This window comes from Lactobacillus sp. ESL0703, assembly GCF_029433435.1.
Lineage (GTDB): Bacteria > Bacillota > Bacilli > Lactobacillales > Lactobacillaceae > Lactobacillus.
On sequence record NZ_JAQTIB010000002.1, the window covers coordinates 148,238 to 171,325 of the forward strand.

Consider the following 23,088-nt stretch of genomic DNA (forward strand, 5'->3'; position numbering starts at 1 on the left):
TATTTACTTATGTTGTTTTTTCAAAGTGAAGAAAATAATCAGAATGAAATTGATTAATAAAGTAAAGCCAGTTGTCCAAAAGACTGTAGCGTAATTGAAGACGCCAGAGATAATTGATCCCATCATGGAACCGAAGACGGAACCAACGGCTTGGAACGACTGATTATAACTGAAAATCCGACCAAAGCTTTCTGTTGGTGTGTTGAGAGTTAAAACGGTTTGCGCTGCCGGCAGCATGGCTGCACTGGCAATTCCAAGCAAAAATCTTAATCCTGCCAGCATCCATGGTGAATGGGTGAGGGCCATCGGAACGAAAAGAACGGCGCCAACAATTAATCCTAAGCGTAAAATTTTCAGAGGCCCAATTTCGTCCATTTTGTGACCAACTTGAGAAGCGGCGAGCAGTGTTCCTAAGCCCGGAGTTGCGGCAACGATACCGGCGACGAAGGCAATGTTCTTGCTGTTGGGCATCATTGATTTGACATAAAGTGAAACGATTGGGTCAATTGACATGTTAGCTGCCTGAACGAGTAAGGTAGTAATAAACATGATGATGATTAACTTAATGTTAGGTAACTCGTGCATGATTTCGCCCATTGGTTTCATTTCTTCACGAGAAATCGGGGTAAATTCTTCGCTAACTAGGAAGGTAGAGCCAATGAAGACTAGTAACATTAAGAAACCAGTGATAAAGAAGGGAATTCGATAACCCCAAACGCCGCCGAGCCAATTACCAAAGAAACTGGACAAAACACCACCAAGCAGTGGGCCGACCAAGTTGCCGGCAGTTCCGGCAGTCATCATTTGGCTCATTACCCAACCGCTGCGTTGGTGCGGTGTTTCACCAGCGATTAATGCCGTGGCGTTATTGATGTATCCGGAAAACGCACCTTGAATGAACCGCATGACGATAATGTAAATAGCATTGGGTGCAAAACCAGTGGCAGTAATGGTTAAGGCCATTACGCCGGAAGCACGCATACACATCAATTTGCGTCCCTTGCGGTCAGCGAGGTTGCCCCAATAAGGCGAAACGATTGCTTGCGCAATAAATGTCATAGCAAAGGCTAGTCCGGAATATAGGTTGATTTGCAACTTACTGTAGTGACCAAGGTCCGCGATAAATAAAGAAATAAAGGGCATTGTCATTGAATAGCCCATACCTGTAATAAAGCAGCCAAGCCAGAGGGTATAAAACGATTTATGCCACCCAGCTGGTAACTTGTAAGATTTTGTCAAAATGATCCATCCTTCTATATTAATTAAAAAAATATTAATCCTTTTTATTTTAGCACATAAAAATTGCTAAAAATTTGCTAAAAACAAGAAATTTGCCTGTTAAACATGGTAGGATAGTGTTTCTGAAAGGATGAGTGCATTATGGGGAAAGATCCACGCATAACAAGGCGTGAATATCGCAAACGGTATGTTGAAAGTGAAACAGATAGAGAAAAAATTGTCCAACAAAGTGTTGAGACCAAGCACTATTCACTGCGCGTGCCGACACGTACGAATTACCGTCATTTAAAGCTGAATTTTTGGGAAATTTTTTCTGATCGACCGTATATTGCTGTTGCGATTATTGTCTTGGCAATTTTCTTCATTATGGCAAAATTGTGGTGGCTGTTGGTTTTGTTGTTAGTGCTGGTCGTAATTGGCATTTATCTTATTGGTCGCAGCCATCATCCTGATCGCGTTCTAAGTCTGGAATTTAAGTTAAAAGCATCGCGCAAACTTAGTATGCTGCGGGCATTGCAGTTTGGTGGGGCAATCATTATCTTCTTGGCTACATATATGAAAAAAGTGGTCAATGTTGACTTTTCATCGGCTGGATCAACTGACGGTTTTCAAATTGTGCAGGGACTATTATCTGATCGCGGCGGCGTGTATGGGCAACAAGGTTCATATTTTTTGAATTTGCTTAATACACTAACTGGCGGACAACTATGGGGAACATATCGTTACGCGACAAATAGCGCGCAAATGATGAACAGCAATGCAGGCCGCTGGATTGTGATTTGGGTATTGCTATTAATGATTGCCCCGGCATTTTGCGTGTTGGCGCAGTTCTTTAGAGAGCCATATTCGCGCAATACAATGTTAGTTGCGTCAGGCATAACTACGATTAGCTTTATCTTAACGCCGACCTTGATGCGGAAATGGATTGTGGCGTACGCAATGGAAAATCAGATGTCCCAGGCGCAGGCACAAGCTGCCGTGAGTGTTGGGCCAATGGCCTATGTGGCAATGGGCTGTGCCTTGATGGTGTTAATAATTTCAATTTACCGTGTGATTAAAAAAGATCGATTTGAATAAAATTGCCTTTTGCTCAGGAAACTATTAAAATAATATTATTTTAATAGTTAGGGAGTGGTCAATAATGGACTTTGACGAAATGGTAAATCTGGCATTAAAGCCAGACGGCAATTTAAAATTAATTCTAAAAGGCAAGGTTGAACAGGTAAATGATGAACCGCTAGGCGTTGTTGCGGTAGTTTATCTGACAAGTGATGCCCAATTGGCTAAAAAGAAATTTACCGAATTAAATGAAAATAAAAAAGCTGACGAATTTTATATGGTTTATAGTTGTCCGCAAGATACATATTTACCGACGTTAGGCCATTATCCATCGCTTGAAATTTCTAGAGCAGATTTGGGTATGTAAAAAGACGAGAATTTAAATTCTCGTCTTTTTTGTTTAGCCAATATTTGGTTCTACTTCTGGCGTTGTCTTTTGTGTCTTCTTCATTACGTAAAAGGCAACAATGAAGACAGCAACACTAACAACAATTAGGCTGGCTAGTGCGACATTAATGTTAATTGCACTGGCGATACTGGTAAAGATGGTAGTCATCAGGGGTCCAGCAACTTGTAAAATCGTGTTTAGCGCTCCAATTGATGATGATAAAATCGTGCGGTCAACTGCTGACACGAGCCATTGTGACATTTTGGGACTAGCAACGCCGGCAAAGAAACTGAGCAAGGCAATAAAAATCAAGGTGGCAATAATATTTTGCGCAATAACGGCAAGTGCGGTTCCAGCACTAACTACTGTATCAAGTAAAGTGATGGTAAATAGTGAGGCCTTCTTAAAAATCATGGTTCCAATGGCACTGCCTAGAGCAAGTCCAATTGAATTTATAGCACCAATTAAGGCAATGGTAAAACTGTAAGTACCAATTAGCATGGTTTTATTTCCAGCAACCACAATTGAAATCAGTGGTTCAAGTGCCATCAAAATGCCGTTTAACAAGGCAATAACAGAGATAACAGTTAATAGGCCGTTAGCCTTTTTGATTTGCATGAAGGATGACTTTAATGTGGTGAAGAAGCCTTGTTCGTTAACTTTAATTTCTTCTTTGGCGTGGTCTTGAAGGTAACTATGATTGATACTGACGTATAATAAACCAGCGGCTAAGAAGGTTAAAGCATTGATAATTGCCAAGTTAGAATATGAGAAAAATAATAGTAAACCAGAGCCAACGAATTGTGCAATTGTTGAAATGATTTCTGAAATACCGCTGGTAAAACCTTCAGCTTCAGATATTTCATTTGCGCCAACCAAATCAACAATTAGTGGCGTTGTTAAGCCGCTTGAATACATACCGGAGATGTCAGAGATGAAGTTGATGCCAATAACGATTAGAACCAGGTTCCAGCCGGCAATGTTAGTGACAAATAGTAACCCGACAATCAGATAAAGGACAAAGCGAATAATCGCTAACCAAACAATCATTTTTAACTTGTTCTTAGTTCTGTCGGCATAATAACCACTTAGACTTTGAATTAACCGCGGAATTGCTTCAGTAATTGAAATTAATGAGATTGCTAGCGTGTAATTATGTAATTTGCTGGCATAAGTCATTAATGCCAAGTAGAACAGAATGTCGCCAGCAGTTGATAACCAGCTGGCAAGTGTTAGTTTACGAAAGTTTTTGTTCTTTAAGAAAATGCCCATAATTGATAACTCCTTTTTTCATTTAACATATATTTAGTATATTTGAGTTAAAATAAATTAAAGAAGAAGTGGCGTATTTGACACAAACTTGCGTATTCGCAAGTTGATTAAATTAGGGAGCATTTAACAAGTGACAATTGGAGAACTATTAAAAAAGTACCGGCTGGAGAGCCTAAAAACGCAAAAAGAGTGGGTTGGCGACATTGTCAGTCCATCTTATTATTCTAAAGTCGAGAAGAATATTCATCGGATTACGGCAGAGGATTTATTACAGCTACTAAAATATAACAATGTTTCAGTGGCGGCGTTTTTTAAGCAGCTTAATCAGGAGCAGGAAACAGAGCAAGAACAAGAGGAACAGCTGTTTAATCTGGCACCGGAGGCTGTTTATAAAAATTCTGTCGAAGATTTACGTAAATTAAAACGAATTTTTAAAGAAAGTAATTTTGCGGATAAGGAAGAGCGGATTGTCTACATTGATGCAGAAATTGCGGAAATGACCGACCAAAAACTGCCAGCAGAAGAAGAGCAAACTTTGAAGCAGTTAATTTTTAAGGTTGCGGATTTTAATGAGGATAATTTACGGCTGTATTGCAATTATATGATGGTAATTTTTGATATTGACAGTAATTTGATTATTGCTAAAAGGGTAGTTAAGCAATTTATCAATTCTCCCAAATGGAAATTGCAAGCAATTATTTTAGCAATTATTGATAATATGATTATCCAGTGTATTGAAAACAAGCGCGAAGATGAAGCAAACTTTTTTATTGAAAGTGCCCAGCAGGTTACAGTTATCCCAGAAAACTTCTTTTATAAGAACATCTTGCAGTTTATGGCGAATATTATCAGGTATCATCAAACTGGCGATGAAAAATTATTAACGCAGTGTCAAACAGTGATTGATAATTTGGCTTTTACAGGGATGCCCGAATACAGTAAGCAGCTGCATAAATTTTATTTAGAAAATAAGTAAATTACTAGCTAAAGTCGGCTTTAAAACCGACAAATTGGTGACCTTGGTAAGTTTGCTTGGCTAATTTGCCCGTGATTTTCCGTTTATTTAAGACGAATGTAATCGACTTGCCGGCAAAAAGATGCTTGAGCTCGCGCTCATTAAAGGTGTGTTTGCCCCAAGTTTGGTTAATTGCGATTTCTTTGCCGCGCCAAGTTCCTGTAACTTTTGGCTTAGGCGTAAAGGCAGGCTTCTTAGTTGTTTGCAGTTTAGCTAGTTTAGGGTTTTTGCTCAAATTGGCGGCATTTTTTTGTTCAATTGCTAGGTCGTGTTTAACGATTTGATTAATCAAAAAGGGCACGTTGCGATAGTCAAACTTGCCTTGTTTGACCATTTTCATCGTGTCTTGTAATTGTTCGGTGACTTTGGGCGAGGCAATGTAGGTTTGGTCACACAAGATTGATTGGATTAAACCGGGAAAGGTCAGCGAATATTTTTCCTTGGTGTTTTTGATTAGGGCACTTTTGCCAGTTGAGATATTGGCTAATGTTTGCTCTTGAGTTGCTCCCGTTCCAATTTTGTCTTTTTTAAGAAAATCAATAATAAACCGGTGAGTTGGCGACTTAGGCTTGGGGTTATGTCCCTCATAGACGAAGGGCTGTGCGCTTGAGCCAAAAGGCAATACTTCTTGAGCATTTGTGTCGCTTAGGTCATTTTCGTCAAAAATCAGCTTGTAATTCAATTCGCGGGGTAAGTTAATTGTGCAGGTAAATTTGGGATAATCGGCAAGGTGGGCCTGTTCTTGGTCGTAAAGGTAATCCTCAGCTAAAATTGCCAAGAAACTTTTGGCGACAGCTTCATAAATTACTCGGCCACATTTGCCAAATTTTTGTTCAATTTCCGTTAGACTTCTTGGGACATTCAGACCGGGACGATTGGCACCGTGAGTGGCGTTGTTTGCTAAGAATTTCTTTCGAAGTGTTGTGTGCGTTAATAATTTGGGGTCAACGTGAGTGACATGGGCAATTTGTTTAGCTAGTGGCAGTAATTGAGCGTACTGCTCTTGCGTGATTTTAGTATCTTCTGTTCTTGGATATGATAAGATCCCCGCCTCGTACATTTTTTGGTAAGTTGTAAGCACTTCTTGAGAAGCGTAGCCCTTTTTTCCAACTAAAATTGCCAGATGACTTAGGTCAAGCAAGTCAGGTGGTGCTTGGTGCTTAGCAATTTTTACGTCAACAATAATTTGAGAATTGTGGAATTTAGATAATTCCAGTTTGGCATCGGCTTCTGTCGTAAATTTTGCCTTTTGCCCTTGTTTAAAGATATTTTGGTTAGCATCACGAAAGCGGACTTCGTAATAGGATTTTTTGACATAATTTTGCCGCGCGGTCTCTTGTTGGTAGACTTGATTAACAATCGTTGATTTGAGCCGTCCTAAACGCAATGACTTTGGCTGAAAGCCGGCTTGTCTGGCAATGATTAAGGCAATTCGTGACAGCTGCATTGAAGCAAAGTCGAACCGCTCACGGCCAGTTGCCTCTAAAAACTCGCCCTGTTGGTATTGGTTAGTGACATCAACCTTTTGCAGCAAGGCTTTTTTGATATTAGTTGGTGTTTCATCCGCAAAGCGAATCCGAAAAACACGCTTAGTCCAATTAATTGCATTGATAATTTCCCAGCCCAGCAAGTCGCCTTCGCCTGATGGGTCATCATCGGTGGCAATTACGATTGCATCGCACTTCTGAGCTGCATTCTTAATGTTAGTTAAGGCTGGTTCCATACCGGGAATGACTTCTTTTTCCCAAGTAAAGTCAAGCAGGTTCCACGGATAGTTATTTAAGTCATACCAGTCGCTATATTTAGCAGCCTTATCTTGGGCAACCATTTGGTGTGGCTCTTTGAATTGTAATAGGTGCCCGTGAGCGTGGACAATTTGGTAGCTGTCGTGATTGAAGCTGCCCTTCAAGCCGCCTAATGCTGTGGCAAAATTCTTCGCGGCGCTGGCTTTTTCTGTTAAAAGCAAAAGTTTCAAGTTAATCAGTTCCTTGATAAAGATAAAATTTATGGGCAAACTCTTGTTTGACTTAAATAGTATATCTTGTATTTAGCAAATGAACAAATTTATTTATTTTATAATAAGAAGCTTTTGAATTACTAAATTAATTGATTAGAAAGTAAAATAGCTCGAGAAAATTGAAGGCAAAATAAAAAAGCAATCTTAATTGGATTGCTTTTTTGGCTTATTTTTTTGCTCTAAAGAAGATTACTTCACGCGCCGCAATTAACGGTCCTGAAGCCTGATGAATAGTTAGTCTAATTCCTTTAGCCCGAACATCGCGCAAGCCAATTACTTTATTTTTACAATCAGCCTTCCAATTAAGGTGGTCGAAGTAAGTAACGTAATTAAAGCCATCTGTTGAAACAGCGATACTAATGTCGGTAGGATCAAAATTGTGGTCGATGTTGCGCGGGACGAAGACCATCCGACTTAATTTTTCTACTTGGCCAAAATCAAAGGTTAATTCTAGTGGCTTATTTGGTGTTAAAGCCTGAGCCGACTGCCATTCACTCGCCAGCTTGAGGTCAGTTAAGTAAGCTAGCGGCTGCGTTGGGCTGCTGGGATAGTTGCTGGTAACATTAATCTTAGCAATAGCATAATCGATCGCTGCATGCTTGGTAATAACGCCGAATGGATCTGACCATTCGGATACTTTGTTCCCTGAAACGTAGCGCATCCGAATAATGTAGCGCGTATTAGGCAGTAACTCGTGGAAAGAAAAACAATTGCCAGTAATGCCTTCATATAGCAGCCCATTGATTTCAATTTGAACAGCAGCCTGCTTGGACCAAGCAAGTTCGAATGAATGAGCCGAGATTTTACTTGGATCAACGGCAGGAAGTTTTGGTGAAGGCAACAGGCCATCGGTAATTTCGTGGACTAGAACATTTTCGCCGTAAGTATAATTATGAATAGCAATTTTAATTTTGGTGTTGGTAACATCGCGACTTGCCAGCTTAATTTGCAGGACTGTTTGCTTGGCATCGTGATAATGATTGAATTCTGGTATAGGACTGTAATTCGTATTGAAGAAAATCCCTTCACGAGCATGATTAAAGGCTTCAATTGTGCCATATTCCTGTAAGTTAATTAGTTGGTCGTTGACTTTGACTGAGATTTGGTCGGGATAAGCATCGCACATAATTGCCAAGTTCGTTGGCTGCTCAATTTCAAATCCGGGGTAATTGCCCTTAACTGGATTAATGTTAATGGTTAAATTCCCGGAATTTTGATTGGTGTCAATCCAAGTTTCACAATAATTATGATTAAAGTCTGTCAAATCATCGTCATCGTAAATTAAGGTTCTGCTGTGCCCTTGTGGATAAAAGACGTAATCTCGCTTGCCAAGGTCAAAGACACTGCCGCCGCGAACAAAGACGGGCAGGTGCCAGACAGGATAAGATAAATTGTTGTAGACGCGGCCGCCAGCATATTTTTCGCCAGTAAACAGGTCGAGCCACATTGTCCGATTATCTGGCAAATAAAGGTTGTCCTTACGTGAATTGCCATTTTCATCTTCGCGACCATTGGTAATTGGCGCGATTAGCAGATTGTTGCCGAGCATAAATTCACTGCTGAACTGCTCGGTATAATTACTGCGTTCATCAAGAAACGCGATAAATAGCGGCTGCACGATAAAATTCCCAGCTTGGGCTTGGTGGTTAAGAGTGTAGAGGTAATTTTGTAATTGTGCCCGTAAGATTGAATATGCGTGATTAATTTCCGTTATTTTTTTATTGTAAGCAAATGGCGTTTTACTAAAGTTGCCTTGGTCATCAAGGTTGAATAACAGCGGTGTAAAACTTTTCCATTCGAAATCACGGACGCTGATTTGAGCATTACCGCCGCCTGTTGTACCGTCAATTGCGGCGCCAACAAGTGGTTGACCGGAAAGATTACTGCCGATAAAGCTGGCTACTTGAGTGGCAATATTTTCCCAGTTACCGCCGGGTGCGCCAAAAGCCAAGGCAGCGTTTTTTTGCATGCCTTGAGTACCGGTACTTTGCAGAACCAGCGGCTTTTTGCGCTGTAAATTATTATTCAAAGTTGCATAATCGCTTGCGGCATGCTTGTTAGTAAAAGTGAAGGAAGTATGTTCTGGTAATTGAACTGGTGTCTTATCATCATGCCAAAAACCAGCTGCGACATCTTGAGTTTGGGCATAATCATTGAAGCAATTGAGAGCCTCAGGTGCCGAATTGGTTACGTCATAATTAGGCACAAACCAGCTAAGGGGGAAGCGTGCACTCTTATAGCGGTCGAGCATGGCACGTGCAGAGAATTGGTAGTCTTCCTCGCCATTAAGTGAAGCTTTACCAACAGCATTAGCCTCATTACTTGTTCGCGTGTAATAATTATTGCTAAACTTGCTGGCATTACGCTCCTTGGCTTCGCTTGGCTGCCACAGAGTAGTGCAGAAATTACCAATATGACCAAGCCCCAATGCATATTTAGGCAGCATCATTGGTTTGCCAGTTAGGGCATAATATTTAGCCAAAATCGCTTGCGGGGTATCGCCAATAATATAAAAATTATCAAAAATGCCGTCTTGGTGGGTAATTGAAGTCAAATTACTGTAGGTAGTACCGAAGTCATAGCTGCCGTTAGTGTTAGTATTGCGAAACTCGCCGTAACCAGCATTAGACCAAAAAAATGGGACTTGGGTAATAACGCCTTCCTTGCCAGTAATGTTGTCAGCCATAATTGCCAATTTGTGTCCTTTATGACTGAAATAACCGCATTGTAAGCCACCACCAAAGTAAAATTCATTTTTATTTTGGTTTAAAAATTCAGTGGTTTGGTTAGCTGATAGTTCGAGCGGCTGTGCCTGTTTCATTCGGATACCATGCAAAGTTTCATCGAAGATACTCATGACGGCAGGTTTTTGCCCAAAAATAATTTGATAATTACCTGCTTGAATAATTAATGAGTCACTAGTTGCCCGTACTTGTGAATGCTCAAAAAATTCATTGCTAAAATTAAGCTGAAGCATTGAAGTTTGCGTGATTGGAGAATCAGTATTGGGATCAAGCACAAACCGAAAAATACCGTCAGCTAAAATATAAAAGCGGGCTATTTCGCCAGTTGCGTAATGCAATTCATAATAGTTTTCACATCTGTTGGCACCAGTTAATGCACCTAGCTGGTGTTTGTTTGTTTGCATATATTCTGTCATAATCTTTGCTTCCTAATTTAGTTTGCTTAATATCTATTATAACTAAAAATTCAAGTTTTTCTGCAGTATTTGTGATTAAACTGGTTAAGACCAATTTAATGGGTTAAAATGAACATATAATGAAGTGAATGTTCGCAAAGAGGGAGGAAATAATGACTTATTATATTCACGCTGATAAATTTTTTCTGGAAAATATGACTACTGAAGGGGGCTATCTTGAAATTCAAGATAACGGGCAGTTTGGTTACTATTATTCAGAACAGGAAAAGCCAGCGGGTAAGATTGTCGATTATCCCGGTAAGTGGATTGCTCCCGGACTAGTTGATACCCATGTTCACGGCTCACTAAAAGAAGACGTGATGAGAAGTGATTGGGACGGGATTAATCACTTGTCTGAAGGCTTTTTGCAATCTGGTGTTACTAGCTGGCTGCCGACAACTTATACAGCTGGTGCCGATACTTTGAGCCGAATTTGCCAGATGTTTGGCGATCATCGCGGTGAAGAAACAGGTGCTAAGATTCAAGGTTTGCACTTTGAAGGACCTTACTTTACTGCCGAGCATGCCGGTGCTGAAAATCCGAAATATTTGTTAGATCCCGATATTAACCAGTTTAATCAGTGGCGTGAAGAGTCTAAAGGTCTGTTAAACAAGATTTCTCTTGCTCCTGAAAGGAAAGGCTCAAGGGAATTTATCCGCAATGTTGTTAAAGAAGGTGTTATTGTTTCCTTGGGGCATTCAAGTGCTGACTTTGAGCAAGCCGCAGCTGGCATTGCAGCTGGCGCAACCATGTTCACTCACACATTTAATGGGATGCCGGATCCGTCACATCACGCACCATCAATTTCTAATGCGGCAATGGCGCTTCATAACGTTACCGATGAACTAATTTGTGATGGGCACCATGTTAAGAAGGAAATGGTGCGGGCACTAATTCAATTAAAGGGGCCTGAACATATTGCCTTGATTACCGACTGTATGGAAGCTGGTATGATGCCTGATGGCGACTACATGCTGGGCGAATTACCAGTTTATGTTCAAGACGGCATGGCTCGCTTAAAGAGTAACGATAATTTGGCCGGCAGTATCCTGCAATTGAAGACAGCCGTTAAGAACGTTGTTGACTGGAATGCAGCAACTCCTGAAGAAGCGATTATGATGGCTTCTTATGTACCAGCTAAGAGTGCACATATTTTAGACAAGTGCGGTTCGATCGCTCCGGATAAGGACGCTGACTTCATCGTGCTTAATCCAGATATGACTTTGAGTGAAACCTACCTCAGTGGTAAGTCACGTTACAAGGCCTAACAAAAAAGGTTCTCATAAGAGAACCTTTTTTATGTACACTTTAGTAAACAGCACCGTCGTAAAAGTTAAAGCGTGGCTTATTAAAGTCATAATTTTCTAATTCGCTGAGCTTAATGGCGTTATCGCAGACACCCCAGCTCATTAAGTTGATTGGTTTACCGTAGTCTTCATCAGGAATAACCAGTAAAATATATTTACCTTGACTTAGAGCGTAGCCCAGTTCCATTCCCAAACCAACATCTTCTTCTTCTGGCAAGTAAACACCAATCATGATGTCGCTGGATTTAATACCAATTAAATCACCGTGGTAGGTTGCAGTTGCCCATTCGCGATCACGCAAATATTCTGGATGTTCTTCAACATTGATGTCTTTATATTGGTGGTCCAATGGAACATAACTGTTTTCAAGGTCAATGGTTGGGTTGGCAGCCAAGGCTTTCATTGCTGCCTGATAAGCATTGTTTTGCTTTTCGTTGAACCAACCAGCACCAAAGTAAACGGTCTTTGTCTTAGTCATACTAGGTCTCCTTTAACTATTATTTTAGGTAAATGTTACGTAATTTACTGATTTCTGCATCAGTTAATTTCATAATATCATGTAAATAGTCGTCCACGCTACCATATTTTCCGTTAATAGTTGCTAAAACATGATCGATGTATTCAACGTGAACGGTTTGGAAGTCTTTTAAAATATTTAATGTGGCGTCGTCAGCACCTTGTGCCTTAGCTTTTTGCATCATATTTTCAACAAAGTCAGCGGTGGCAATGTTAGTTAATAAGTAGTCCTGCTTGATTGCTTCAAGGGGAACACCAAGAGCGGTTAAGATAAGTAATGCTCCAACACCGGTTCTGTCCTTACCAGCAGTACAATGGAAGATTAAACTTTGACCTTCTTCATCATTTGCCAATAATAGGTCGAAGAAGCGGCGGTAAGCCTTTTGTGCGGGCTCGCTGGTAATCATATCGTCGTAAGCAAACATCATGTGCTCATAACCTGCTTGAGGATTTTTTTGACCTTGCTTGATGACTTCTTCAATACTCTTAGAAGCGTTGGTTAAATCCTCGCTGAAAACTGGATCGTAATCATATTCGGCTCCTTCAGGAACGCGGTCAGGTTCGTGGTCAACTTCAGCTTGACTTCTGAAATCAACGACGTATTTAACGCCGTAATCGTGTAAGAACTTGCGGTCAGTTTCATCTAAGCTACCTAAGTTAGCAGTTCTTAACAACTTGTGCATTTTAATCGTTTTGCCGTCTGCAGTTTTGTAGCCGCCAAGTTCACGGAAGTTGCGGCCGCTCTTAACACCGATTAATTGATTAGTTAAATTCTCTGTCATAAATTCCACCCTTTATCTTTTGACATTTACGTTCTATTCTAGCAATAAACCAGGGTGTAAACAATTATAAAAGAGTTAAATGTTATCAAAAATATGTTAAAATTGAAGTTAAATAAAACAATATATTTATAGAGGGTGAGTACATGAGTACGAAAAAAGACAGTATTTTAGTTCCAGTTGATGGCTCAGAATCAGCTGAAAGATCTTTTGATAAAGCAGTTAAAATTGCACTGACGGAAAATGCTCATATTGATATTTTAAACGTGATTGATACTAGGCAATTTTTGGGTGAAATGCAGGATACGCTGATTTCAGGCGATACTGTTTACCAGATGACGCAAGATACTAGTAAATATTTAAAGAGTTTGAAGCAATGGGCACATGATAACTTTGACTTTGATGATATTGATTATCATATTCGTTATGGCAGCCCTAAGGCGGTTATTTCCTATGACTTTATTAAGGACCACCACGATAATCTAATCATTATGGGTGCAACTGGCTTAAATGCGGTTGAGAGAATGCTGATGGGGTCAGTTACGGAATACGTTAACCAGCATGCTTTGGCTGATGTGCTGATTGTTCGTACTGACGTTGATAACAACCCAATTCGGCAAAAATAAGAGACCAGTTGGATAGCTATTAATTAGTCTGTTGATATTATATAGTGGATTATTTGAAATTCGATGTTAATTACGTTTTGTAATGATATCGAGTTTTTTGTTAATAATGGAATCATTGAAAAAGCCGAATCTAAGATGATGAATCGAGTATTCTAATCAGCCTAATTAAGTAAATTCCGAACAATATTATTTTTAGTTTGCCTGGGCTATTTAAGAGAAGCTGATTAAGGCAATCATTTATGTAAGAAAAAAGTTGCTTGCGAAGGCAGCTAACACTTTTTAGCTAAAAAATAGTTTTTTTAAAATAATTTTCTTTTCTAAACAACTAATTTCTGCTATTATTTAATAGAATAAATGCGAGACAGATGAAAGGGGAGTGAAAGTCATGCAAAAAGATGAACGGCGCGTAGCGTTCATTGATGTTTTTGCAATTAAGACTTTTTGCTTTCCTGCAAATGGTAGTATTGTTCGTTTTTTAACCAAAAAAGTTATTGAAAGACTTAATATAATTCACTTTTGTGTTGTTACATTAAGTCTTTTTTGATGTCTAGGAGGGCATAATGAAAAAATTTAAGAAAGTGCTAGCTGGTGCTGCCGTCTTTTTAGTAGCGTTAATGGCAACTGCTTGTTCAAGTAAGAGTAAGAGTCAAGAAAGTTCCACCCCGAAGTCTTTGAATGTTCAATTTGTCCCAAGTCAAGCTGCAACTAAGCTGCAAGCTAGAGCTAAGCCGTTAGAAAAGATGCTATCTGATCGTTTAGGCATTCCAGTTCACGTATCAATGTCAACAGATTACAACACGGTTGTAGAAGCCATGAAATCTAAGAAAGTTGACGTTGGTTTCTTGCCGCCAAATGGTTACATTTTAGCGCACAAGCAAGGTGCTGCCGATGTTTTATTGCAGGCACAAAGATATGGTGTTAAGCAACCAGGCGGTAAGCCAACTAAGGACTTAGTTAACTTTTACCGGTCAGAAATTTTAGTTAAAAAGAATTCAAAGATTAAGAGTTGGAAAGACTTAAAGGGTAAGTCAATTTCAATTCAAAGTCCAACTTCATCAGCAGGCTACGTGTTCCCAATTGCTGAATTGAAGGAGAAGGGCTTAGATGTACCTAAGAGTTGTAAGTTAGTAACTGTTACTGGTCAAGACCAAGCAGTTCTGAACGTCTTAAACGGCGATACTGATGCTGCCTTTGTCTTTGAAGATGCACGGACAATCGTTCAAAAAGATAACCCAAAGATTATGAGCCAAGTAGTGCCAATTTACTTTACTAAGGCTATTCCTAATGACACGATTTCAGTTGTTCCAAGTATGCCAAAGGCATTCCGTAAGAAGTTAGCTAAGGCATTTATTGAAATTGGTAAATCTAAGAAGGGTAAGAAGATTATCGAAAGTATTTACACTCACGAAGGTTACGTTCCTGCAAAAGATAGTAACTTTGCCGTTGTTCGTAAATACGAAAAGATTATTGAGTCAACCAAGAAATAAGTTAAATAAAGGAAGTATATAATGGCAGATTCTTCAGTTAAGCCAGTTATTGAATTAAAAAACGTTAAAAAAGTTTATGGCAAAGACGTTGTTGGTTTAAAGAATATCAATTTAACTATCAATAAGGGCGAATTTGTCGTTATTGCTGGTCTCTCTGGTGCTGGTAAGTCGACCCTTCTGCGCTCGATTAACCGCCTAATTGATATTACTGATGGTGATATTTTAATTAATGGCAAATCAATCACTAAGGCAAGAGGCAAAGAGCTGCGGATTCTGCGACGCAATATTGGGATGATTTTCCAGAGTTTCAATCTGGTTAAACGTTCCAGCGTTTTGCGTAATGTATTAACAGGCCGCGTAGGTTATTACCCTACTTGGAAGAGTACACTTAACTTATTTACTAAAGAAGATAAGCAGCGTGCTTACGAGGCTTTGCAACAAGTTGACCTGGCTGACAAGGTTTATTCACGTGCTGATGAACTATCTGGTGGGCAACAACAACGGGTTGCGATTGCCCGCGTTTTAACGCAAAATCCAGAGATCATTTTAGCTGATGAGCCAACAGCCTCACTTGACCCGCAAACTTCTCGTCGTGTAATGCAAGACCTCAAGATGTTGAACGAAAAGCACGGCATGACAGTTGTGATTAACTTGCATAGTGTCGAGTTAGCACAAGAATTTGGTAAACGAGTTATTGGTGTACGTGCTGGTGAAATTATTTATGATGGCAAGATGAGCGAAACACCAGAGTCGACCTTCACCAAGATTTACAATGGTGGTGAACAAGATGAGTAATACTGATAAGGAAGCACTCATGGCTTTACCTAAGAAAAAGTTCAAGTTTTGGAACTTAATTTGGGTAATTGTCTTTATTGCGGGATTATTTGTATCAACAGATGTTACACACACTAATCTTGGTACTTTGTTTGCTAACTTTAGTCAGTTTACCGATATCTTTTCCCAAATGCTGCACCCTGATTGGGGATATTTGGGACCAGTTATGCCGCTGCTTCTTGAAACAATCAAGATGGCAATCTTGGGGACAGTGATTGGTTCTATTCTGGCCTTCATTTATTCGCTGTTGATTGCACGTAACATCGTTAAGAATAAGGCTGTTACCGGCATTTTGCGGTTAATTATGAATATTATCAGAACTGTACCAGACCTCTTATTAGGGGCAATCTTTGTTGCCATTGTTGGGATTGGTCCAGTTGCCGGTATTTTGGCCTTAGCTATTTGTACTTTTGGGATTGTTGTTAAGCTTTTTTATGAAGCAATTGAAACGATTGATCCGGGTCCAATTGAGGCTTTGACGGCTGTCGGTGCTAATAAATTACAAATTATTGTTTTTGCTGTTTTACCACAAGTCATTACTTACTTTATTTCTTATTGTCTGTATGCATTTGAAATTAACGTCCGGGCTTCAACTGTATTAGGATATATCGGTGCTGGTGGTATCGGTCTTTACCTGCAGCAAACTCTGCAAGTCTTTGATTACGCTAAGACGGGAACGATTATCCTAGTTATCATTGTGGTTGTAGTCTTAATCGACTACGTTTCGTCTAAATCACGGGAGGCGTTGATGAAATAATGGATACTAATATGAAGAAATTACCTCCTCGCCAAGTTGATGTCCCGAAACGGATATTACACTGGGGTTTAGCGTTAATTACAATTGTTCTTATTGTTTGGTCATGCACGGGAATGGATTTTGGCGGTATTAAAGCTACTGCTGGTCAAATTGCTGGTGCGATTTTTAGCGGTATTTTCCATCCTGATTGGTCATACGTTTATAATGGCACTGGTGAAGATTTGGTATCACAATTATGGCAGACTGTATGTATTGCCTTCTTAGGTACGTTTATCTCTGCAATTATTTCATTACCATTTGCCTTTTGGGCAGCGCATACTAAGCACAAGAAGTGGTATGTTTCACGGACTGGAAAGATTGTATTGGCAATTATCCGGTCATTTCCTGAAATCGTCTTGGCCTTGATGTTTATTAAGGCTGTTGGTCCTGGTTCAGCTGCCGGTGTATTGGCATTAGGTTTCCACTCGGTTGGAATGCTGGCAAAATTGTTCTCGGAAGCAATTGAAAATCTCGAAGATGGTCCTAATGAGGCGGTGACGGCTGTTGGGGGTTCGAAAACTAATATTACGATGTTTTCAACGCTGCCTAACTTAATGCCAGCCTTGATTTCGAATACTTTGTATCGGTTTGATGTTTCTATTCGGTCGGCTTCGATCCTTGGCTTGGTTGGTGCTGGTGGTATCGGTTACCCGCTGATTATTGCACTGCAATACCGGCAATGGAATCGTGTTGGAATTATCCTACTTGGAATTATTGTCATGGTAATTGTGATTGACTGGATTTCCGGTGTAATTCGGAAGAAATTAGTTTAATAAGAATATGCTAAAAGCAGCGAATAAATATTTATTCACTGCTTTTTTTTTGGGGTATTTTAAAAAATTGCTGCCATTATCAGGAAAGGACGGTTAGTTGTTAAACGGAAATTTTCAGGTAGTAAACCATTTTTAGTGGCTCTACGTTAAGGAGTTGTGTTACCAACACAGCTACTTTTTGTTATAGAAATAGTGTAACACGAAAGGAAAAATTATAAAGATAAGTGATGACTAGCTATGATATTTAAAAGGGCATGTCTCTAAATGGTCATTAATGAGGCCAATACCTTGTAAATATGAATAAATTACAACAGGACCAACAAAAGAAAAGCTATCCTTTTTTAATTGTCTTGCCAGCTTTTTGGCGACTTCATTTGTTGTTGGAATTTGAGCCATTGTTTGCGGATGATTGATGAGAGGCGTCTTGATAAATTCTCGTAAATAATGACCAAAACTGCGGTACTTGGCTTCAATAATTAAGATTGCTTTGGCGTTCTTGATAGCAGCGATAATTTTTTGCCGGTTACGAATAATCGAACTGTCTTGCATCAGAGTTGTAATGTCTGCATCTGTCATTTGTGCGACTTCTTCAGGAATAAAATTTTTGAAAGCACGACGAAAATTTTCTCGCTTGTGCAAAACAATCGACCAATTGAGCCCAGATTGAAATAGTTCCAACACAAGCATTTCATAAAGATATTGCTCATCTAGGTTGAGTTTGCCCCACTCATGATCGTGATACTGCTGCATTAATTTGTCTTGACTGTTGCCCCACGGACAACGGGAATATTCTTCCATGTTAATTGCTCCTTTAGTCTGTATTTGCTTAATATTAAATACGCAAAAAATAGCGGAATTAATAATATTAGCTTTATGGTATTAATAATTTATTTGCCAATAATTATAAAAAGTAATATATTTATGTAAGCGAATACATAAATAGAAATTAGGGAGATAAAATGATGCAAAAAGTACGCGGAACAGTTAGTGACCTTGACGAATATCAGGGTCATAAAATTCAGAAGTTGAGCTTAACTAATGCTAATGGTGTAACATTGTCGCTCTTAACTTTGGGAGCAACAATTTATGAAATTCTGGTGCCAACTAAGTCCGAAACACATAATATAGTTTTAAATTATTATAATAGCAAGGATTATCTTGCTAATCCGTTTTATATTTGTATGGCGATTGGTCGCACTGCTGGCCGAATCATGGATGGTCAGGTAGTCCTTAATGGTCAGATAACCCAATTACCTCAAAATGAGGGAACAACAACGCTGCATGGGGGACCTGACGGTTTTAACAGTCAAATTTGGCAGGGAAAAATTGTCCAAACTGCCATGGGTGATGCAATTGAAATGAGTCATCTGCAGACAGGAGATGGTTATCCCGGTGAGATGCAAGTTAAAATTATTTATACTTTGTCACCCGATGATGTTGTTGGTATCAAGTATACTGCTACCAGCACGGCAGATACAGTCTTTAATCCAACCCAGCATGTTTATTTTAATTTAGGTTTGGATGATACAATTGCTGGACAGATGCTAAAAATAAACGCGGCTCATATTCAGGAATTAGATCAGAATAAGATACCAACAGGTAAGAAAATTCCGGTTGAGCATACCCCATTTGATTTTCAACAACCAACGAATTTAGGTACGGCAATTAAAGAGATGAATGGCACTGCTGAAAAAGGGTTCGACGATATTTTTGTAGTTAATAATGACCAGAAGATAATTGCAGAATTGGCTGATCCGCAAACTAAAATTAGCGTGGGGATCGAGTCAGATAGAAATGGCTTGGTAATGTTTACGGCTAATTCCTTTACTCAAGACCAGATGAACTTGATAAGGACCAAAGGCGTAGGTAAACCGTATGAAGGAATTGCTCTTGAGCCGCAGACTTTGTCTAAAGCTGGCAGTGTCCGTGACTTTTCTGCAATTGAATTAAAAAAGGACGAAGAAAAGTTATATACAATAAAGTATCATTTGCATTATGAAAAGTAATATTAAAATATTGGATAAAAATAAAAGCATAGTCTAGCTAAAACTATGCTTTTATTTTTAATTATATAGTTATTTTTTTACTTAGTAACATCCAAATTGCGGCGATACCAATCATTACTATTACTAGCATACCAATCTTTTCTAAAGTAGTTAACTTACGTCTTTTTCTAACTGCTAAATAATATAAATATAGCCCGGGAATGTAGATAATTGTACATACCAATAAGTATTTTAATCCTGCAAAAAGAATACCGACTGTTTCAAAAATCAGTGTACCAATACCAATAAATAATTGCCGCTTATTTTTTTCTTGCGATGATAGTTTAATTTGATAGGAAGCGACAATAATATAAGTAATAATTACAGAAGCGGTGCTTAAACTATATGCAAATTCGTAAGCCTTATTTGTAAATAGTAAACTAATTAAGAATAATTGTACCATTACCCCAGTTGTAATAAGTGCATAAATTGGTGCACCAAATTTATTGGTTTCCCCCAATTTTTTTGGCAAAAGTTTTTCTTTAGCCATGGCACACATTGTTTCTGACGGTAAAATTGTCCATGAAATCCATGTTCCAATAATTGAAATTAAGACGCCAACGCTAATGAGTAATCCACCCCAAGGGCCAACTATTTTTTCTAAGAGATAAGCCATTGGTGGTTGAGGTGCATTAATTAATTGTGCCCTTGTAAAATAACCATAGGGTAGAATTGAAGCTAAAACGTAGATAATTAATAATGCTACAACACCGATTAAAGTTGAGCGACCAGCAATTTTTTTACTTTTTGCCCTGGCAGCAAGAACAGTAGCTCCTTCGATCCCGACGAATAACCACATCATAGTCATAAAACAGTTCTTTACTTGAACAACAGTACTGCTGAAATTAAAAGAATTAGCAAGATTGCCCCAAAAGTGTTGTGAAAAAAAGTTCACTTTGAAAACTAATATACTGGCAATAATAAAAACAATAATTGGTATTAACTTGCAAATCGTAATAATTGAGTCAACGAAGGCAGCATTTTCAATTCCTAGTGAAACCATAAAGATTAGCAGCCATGAGCAAATACTTGCGCCAATAATAGAATAGATACTGTTGCTCTTACTAAAAATCGGGAAGAAGTAACCTAATGTACTCATAAAAATGGTTGAAATAGCAATATTACCAAGCCAACAGGACATCCAGTAACCCCAGCCACTAATGAAGCCAGCAAAATCGCCAAATCCTTTTTTGCCGTAAGTGAAGATACCATTGAGAGTGGGACATTTAATCAATAAATTATTGAAAGTTGCCGCAAGAAGAATTACTCCTGTGCCAATAATTAGCCAGGCAATTAGCGCAGGACCTTGTGCGGCTGCGTGAGCCAGATCACTGCTGAGTGCGAAAATTCCCGCGCCAATAGAAGTAGTTACAATTAGCATGACTAAAGTAAAACCGTTTATTTTTTTCTTTTCGGTCATAAATTTATTTCCTCAGTTTTTTGAAAAAACGTTAGTAAATTTTGAAAACGTTTTTATGATAGCATATTGCAAAAAAATTATCAAAGCAGATATTTTTTTAAAATGAATACTATTCTTAAAAAAATAATATTAAAGCCTGAACTAAGCAATTGTATACAATATTACTCTTATGAATTTTGTATCTTTAGATATCCATATAATAGGAAGAAAAAATATTTTTTTATTTTTCCTTCCTATTATATATCTATGATATATCGTAACGAGAATTGTCTGGATTCCAATGTACTTCTTCTAAGTACTTACGTAATTCATCGATTTTGTGCTTTTTGAATAAATAATAAATATGTTGATGCTCGTTATTGGTTTGGGTTAATAGATTGGTTATTTCTGTAGAAGATAAATGGGCGTAGTCTTTACCAATAAAACTTTTCTTCTTATTAAGTAGTTCGTTTGTAAGCAAGGTATTGGAGCATTTATCTAAATAAATGGCATGAAATTGATCCTGCAGCTCATTGTATTTTGTATACAAAGAATTTTTGATAGCTGAGGTCATACTGTCAACGTAAAATTGCATTAGCGAATAATCAGATTCAGTTAACTTATCGATTGTTAGTTCTGCAACTTTGCCATCAAGTAAGCCAATTAAAGTGTATAACTCGCGAATATCTTTTTTAGTGTAGTACCGTACTCTGAAGCCCTTATTGGGAATACGTTCCAGAATATTGTCCATCGAAAGTTCTAGTAGTGCTTCTCTAATTGGAGTTCTACTCATTCCTAGTTGAGTTGTTAGTGATTGCTCAGTGATATGGTCATTACGATTTATTTTTCCCAATGTTAATTGCTGAGCAAGATAGTTATAAACTTTGTCCTTCGGTGAAAACTTTTTTGTTGTCATAAAAAAATACCTCCGAACCTGATTATAATACACTTTTGCGACCTTTAAAAAGTGTAAATTGCGGTACATTTTTTAAAAAAAGTGTTTGACAGCGTTTGCAAATGTGGTTAATATCTAACGTGTTGAAAGTGCACTTCAATTGAAAATAGAAAAGGAGTGGTTTTGATGAAAAATTCAGCAATTCACATAACTTCAGAAATTGGAAAATTAAAGACAGTTATTCTCAAACGACCAAATCATGAAGTTGAGAATATTACACCTGACACGATGGAACGATTATTGTTTGATGATATTCCTTATCTGCCAATTGCTCAGGAAGAACACGATGACTTTGCAAATACGTTAAGAGCTAATGGTACAGAAGTATTGTACATGGAGCAATTAGCTGCTCAGTCTTTAGCAGATGAAAAAGTAAAGAATCAATTTTTGGATCAAATGCTTAAGGAATCAGGTCATACAAAGGGTTCAGTTTATGAAGCTCTAAAAGATTACCTGCTTGATTTAAATGACCAAGACATGGTTGACAAGATTATTGCTGGTGTTCGTAAAAATGAGGTTGACGTTGATTTGAAATCTTTGGGCGAATTAGCAGAAGATGCTGATGACCCATTCTTGATGGATCCAATGCCAAACACTTACTTTACTAGAGACCCTGCTGCTGCTATTGGTAATGGTTTATCAATTAACCATATGACATTCCCAGCTCGGCAACGTGAATCATTGTTTATGCAATACATTATTAATTATCATCCACGCTTTAAGGATCAGGGCATTCATGTTTGGCGTAATCGGAATCATGATAGCCGAATCGAAGGCGGCGACGAACTGGTTCTGAGTAATCATGTTCTAGCAATTGGTGTCTCTCAAAGAACTTCAGCTAAAGCAATTGAAGATATTGCACACAATTTATTTAAAGATTCAGACTTTGATACAGTTCTGGCAATTCGAATCCCTCATAATCACGCAATGATGCACCTTGATACAGTCTTTACGATGATTAATTACGATCAATTTACTGTTCATCCGGCCATTTTGAAGGATAACGGTAAGCTCGATGTTTATGTTTTAACACCAGACAAAAACGATGAAATTAAGGTCGAATATCATGATGACATTACTTCGGTTTTGAAGAAAGTATTAAACCAATCAGAGATTGATCTAATTCCTACTGGTAATGGCGATCCAATTGTTGCTCCAAGAGAACAATGGAATGATGGCTCAAACACTTTGGCTATTGCCCCAGGTGAGGTAGTTACTTATAACCGTAATTACGTTTCAAATGATTTATTACGCAAACATGGAATCTTAGTTCACGAAATTCGTTCAAGTGAATTATCACGCGGTCGTGGCGGTCCAAGATGTATGTCAATGCCAATTGTCAGAGAAGATATTTAAAATTATAGAATTTGGAGAATTTAAGT

The 23,088-nt window shown here is 38.5% G+C and carries 21 protein-coding genes; 12 read left to right on the forward strand and 9 right to left on the reverse strand.

The window, feature by feature from the left end:
- Window positions 1-3 precede the first annotated feature (3 nt).
- The gene (locus PT278_RS03225; protein ID WP_277130697.1) at window positions 4-1,245 is read right to left on the reverse strand and encodes an MFS transporter; all 1,242 of its coding nucleotides are present in this window, start codon (window positions 1,243-1,245) and stop codon (window positions 4-6) included.
- 135 nt (window positions 1,246-1,380) lie between these two features.
- Here PT278_RS03225 and PT278_RS03230 point away from each other — a divergent pair, with 135 nt between their 5' ends.
- Together PT278_RS03230 and PT278_RS03235 are read left to right on the forward strand one after the other, a co-directional pair.
- Window positions 1,381-2,316, forward strand: coding sequence for a cytochrome C5 (locus tag PT278_RS03230; protein ID WP_277130223.1), 936 nt, complete (start codon window positions 1,381-1,383; stop codon window positions 2,314-2,316).
- 64 nt (window positions 2,317-2,380) lie between these two features.
- A complete protein-coding gene (locus PT278_RS03235) occupies window positions 2,381-2,665 on the forward strand; it encodes a hypothetical protein (protein ID WP_277130225.1) in 285 nt (94 codons plus the stop codon).
- A gap of 33 nt (window positions 2,666-2,698) precedes the next feature.
- On the opposite strand, the gene PT278_RS03240 is transcribed toward PT278_RS03235, so the two are convergent.
- Window positions 2,699-3,958, reverse strand: a complete 1,260-nt coding sequence (locus PT278_RS03240) for an MFS transporter (protein ID WP_277130227.1) — start codon at window positions 3,956-3,958, stop codon at window positions 2,699-2,701.
- Between the two features lie 130 nt (window positions 3,959-4,088).
- Here PT278_RS03240 and PT278_RS03245 point away from each other — a divergent pair, with 130 nt between their 5' ends.
- On the forward strand, window positions 4,089-4,934 hold the full coding sequence (locus PT278_RS03245) for an Rgg/GadR/MutR family transcriptional regulator (protein WP_277130229.1): 846 nt from the start codon (window positions 4,089-4,091) through the stop codon (window positions 4,932-4,934).
- A 4-nt stretch (window positions 4,935-4,938) separates the two neighbouring features.
- Here the strand turns inward: PT278_RS03245 and PT278_RS03250 are convergent, their stop codons facing one another.
- Both PT278_RS03250 and PT278_RS03255 read right to left on the reverse strand, forming a co-directional pair.
- A complete protein-coding gene (locus PT278_RS03250; RefSeq protein ID WP_277130232.1) occupies window positions 4,939-6,948 on the reverse strand; it encodes a DNA topoisomerase in 2,010 nt (669 codons plus the stop codon).
- A 208-nt stretch (window positions 6,949-7,156) separates the two neighbouring features.
- Entirely contained in the window at window positions 7,157-10,150 is a 2,994-nt protein-coding gene (locus tag PT278_RS03255; protein ID WP_277130235.1) for a TIM-barrel domain-containing protein, read from the reverse strand.
- Window positions 10,151-10,302: 152 nt separating this feature from the next.
- Here PT278_RS03255 and nagA point away from each other — a divergent pair, with 152 nt between their 5' ends.
- Window positions 10,303-11,457, forward strand: coding sequence for an N-acetylglucosamine-6-phosphate deacetylase (nagA, locus tag PT278_RS03260; protein WP_277130238.1), 1,155 nt, complete (start codon window positions 10,303-10,305; stop codon window positions 11,455-11,457).
- A gap of 40 nt (window positions 11,458-11,497) precedes the next feature.
- Here nagA and PT278_RS03265 read toward each other — a convergent pair whose 3' ends face one another.
- The gene (locus PT278_RS03265; RefSeq protein WP_277130241.1) at window positions 11,498-11,974 is read right to left on the reverse strand and encodes a nucleoside 2-deoxyribosyltransferase; all 477 of its coding nucleotides are present in this window, start codon (window positions 11,972-11,974) and stop codon (window positions 11,498-11,500) included.
- A 19-nt stretch (window positions 11,975-11,993) separates the two neighbouring features.
- Entirely contained in the window at window positions 11,994-12,794 is an 801-nt protein-coding gene (locus PT278_RS03270) for a tyrosine-protein phosphatase (protein ID WP_277130244.1), read from the reverse strand.
- A 143-nt stretch (window positions 12,795-12,937) separates the two neighbouring features.
- On the opposite strand from PT278_RS03270, the gene PT278_RS03275 reads away from it, so the two are divergent.
- The 6 genes from PT278_RS03275 (at window position 12,938) to phnE (PT278_RS03300) (ending at window position 17,307) form a co-directional block, all read left to right on the forward strand.
- Window positions 12,938-13,417, forward strand: a complete 480-nt coding sequence (locus PT278_RS03275) for a universal stress protein (protein WP_277130247.1) — start codon at window positions 12,938-12,940, stop codon at window positions 13,415-13,417.
- 385 nt (window positions 13,418-13,802) lie between these two features.
- The gene (locus PT278_RS03280) at window positions 13,803-13,961 is read left to right on the forward strand and encodes a hypothetical protein (protein ID WP_277130250.1); all 159 of its coding nucleotides are present in this window, start codon (window positions 13,803-13,805) and stop codon (window positions 13,959-13,961) included.
- Between the two features lie 16 nt (window positions 13,962-13,977).
- Entirely contained in the window at window positions 13,978-14,904 is a 927-nt protein-coding gene (locus PT278_RS03285) for a phosphate/phosphite/phosphonate ABC transporter substrate-binding protein (protein ID WP_277130253.1), read from the forward strand.
- Between the two features lie 21 nt (window positions 14,905-14,925).
- Window positions 14,926-15,699 carry a phosphonate ABC transporter ATP-binding protein gene (phnC, locus tag PT278_RS03290; RefSeq protein WP_277130256.1) on the forward strand — a complete coding sequence of 258 codons (774 nt, stop codon included), beginning with the start codon at window positions 14,926-14,928 and terminating at the stop codon, window positions 15,697-15,699.
- Entirely contained in the window at window positions 15,692-16,495 is an 804-nt protein-coding gene (gene phnE, locus PT278_RS03295; RefSeq protein ID WP_277130259.1) for a phosphonate ABC transporter, permease protein PhnE, read from the forward strand. Before phnC ends, phnE (PT278_RS03295) begins: the two co-directional genes overlap by 8 nt.
- On the forward strand, window positions 16,495-17,307 hold the full coding sequence (gene phnE / locus PT278_RS03300) for a phosphonate ABC transporter, permease protein PhnE (RefSeq protein WP_277130261.1): 813 nt from the start codon (window positions 16,495-16,497) through the stop codon (window positions 17,305-17,307). The genes phnE (PT278_RS03295) and phnE (PT278_RS03300) overlap by 1 nt, the downstream gene beginning before the upstream one ends.
- A 231-nt stretch (window positions 17,308-17,538) precedes the next feature.
- On the opposite strand, the gene PT278_RS03305 is transcribed toward phnE (PT278_RS03300), so the two are convergent.
- Window positions 17,539-18,105 carry a DNA-3-methyladenine glycosylase I gene (locus tag PT278_RS03305; protein WP_277130263.1) on the reverse strand — a complete coding sequence of 189 codons (567 nt, stop codon included), beginning with the start codon at window positions 18,103-18,105 and terminating at the stop codon, window positions 17,539-17,541.
- Window positions 18,106-18,266: 161 nt separating this feature from the next.
- On the opposite strand from PT278_RS03305, the gene PT278_RS03310 reads away from it, so the two are divergent.
- Entirely contained in the window at window positions 18,267-19,313 is a 1,047-nt protein-coding gene (locus PT278_RS03310; protein ID WP_277130265.1) for an aldose epimerase family protein, read from the forward strand.
- 61 nt (window positions 19,314-19,374) lie between these two features.
- Here the strand turns inward: PT278_RS03310 and PT278_RS03315 are convergent, their stop codons facing one another.
- Both PT278_RS03315 and PT278_RS03320 read right to left on the reverse strand, forming a co-directional pair.
- Window positions 19,375-20,772: a basic amino acid/polyamine antiporter gene (locus tag PT278_RS03315; protein WP_277130266.1), complete on the reverse strand. Its 1,398-nt coding sequence runs from the start codon at window positions 20,770-20,772 to the stop codon at window positions 19,375-19,377.
- A gap of 244 nt (window positions 20,773-21,016) precedes the next feature.
- The gene (locus PT278_RS03320) at window positions 21,017-21,667 is read right to left on the reverse strand and encodes a GntR family transcriptional regulator (RefSeq protein ID WP_277130267.1); all 651 of its coding nucleotides are present in this window, start codon (window positions 21,665-21,667) and stop codon (window positions 21,017-21,019) included.
- Window positions 21,668-21,832: 165 nt separating this feature from the next.
- Between PT278_RS03320 and arcA the strand changes: the two genes are divergently transcribed.
- Complete coding sequence (arcA, locus tag PT278_RS03325) at window positions 21,833-23,062, forward strand: arginine deiminase (protein WP_277130269.1); 1,230 nt, start codon at window positions 21,833-21,835, stop codon at window positions 23,060-23,062.
- Window positions 23,063-23,088 lie beyond the last annotated feature (26 nt).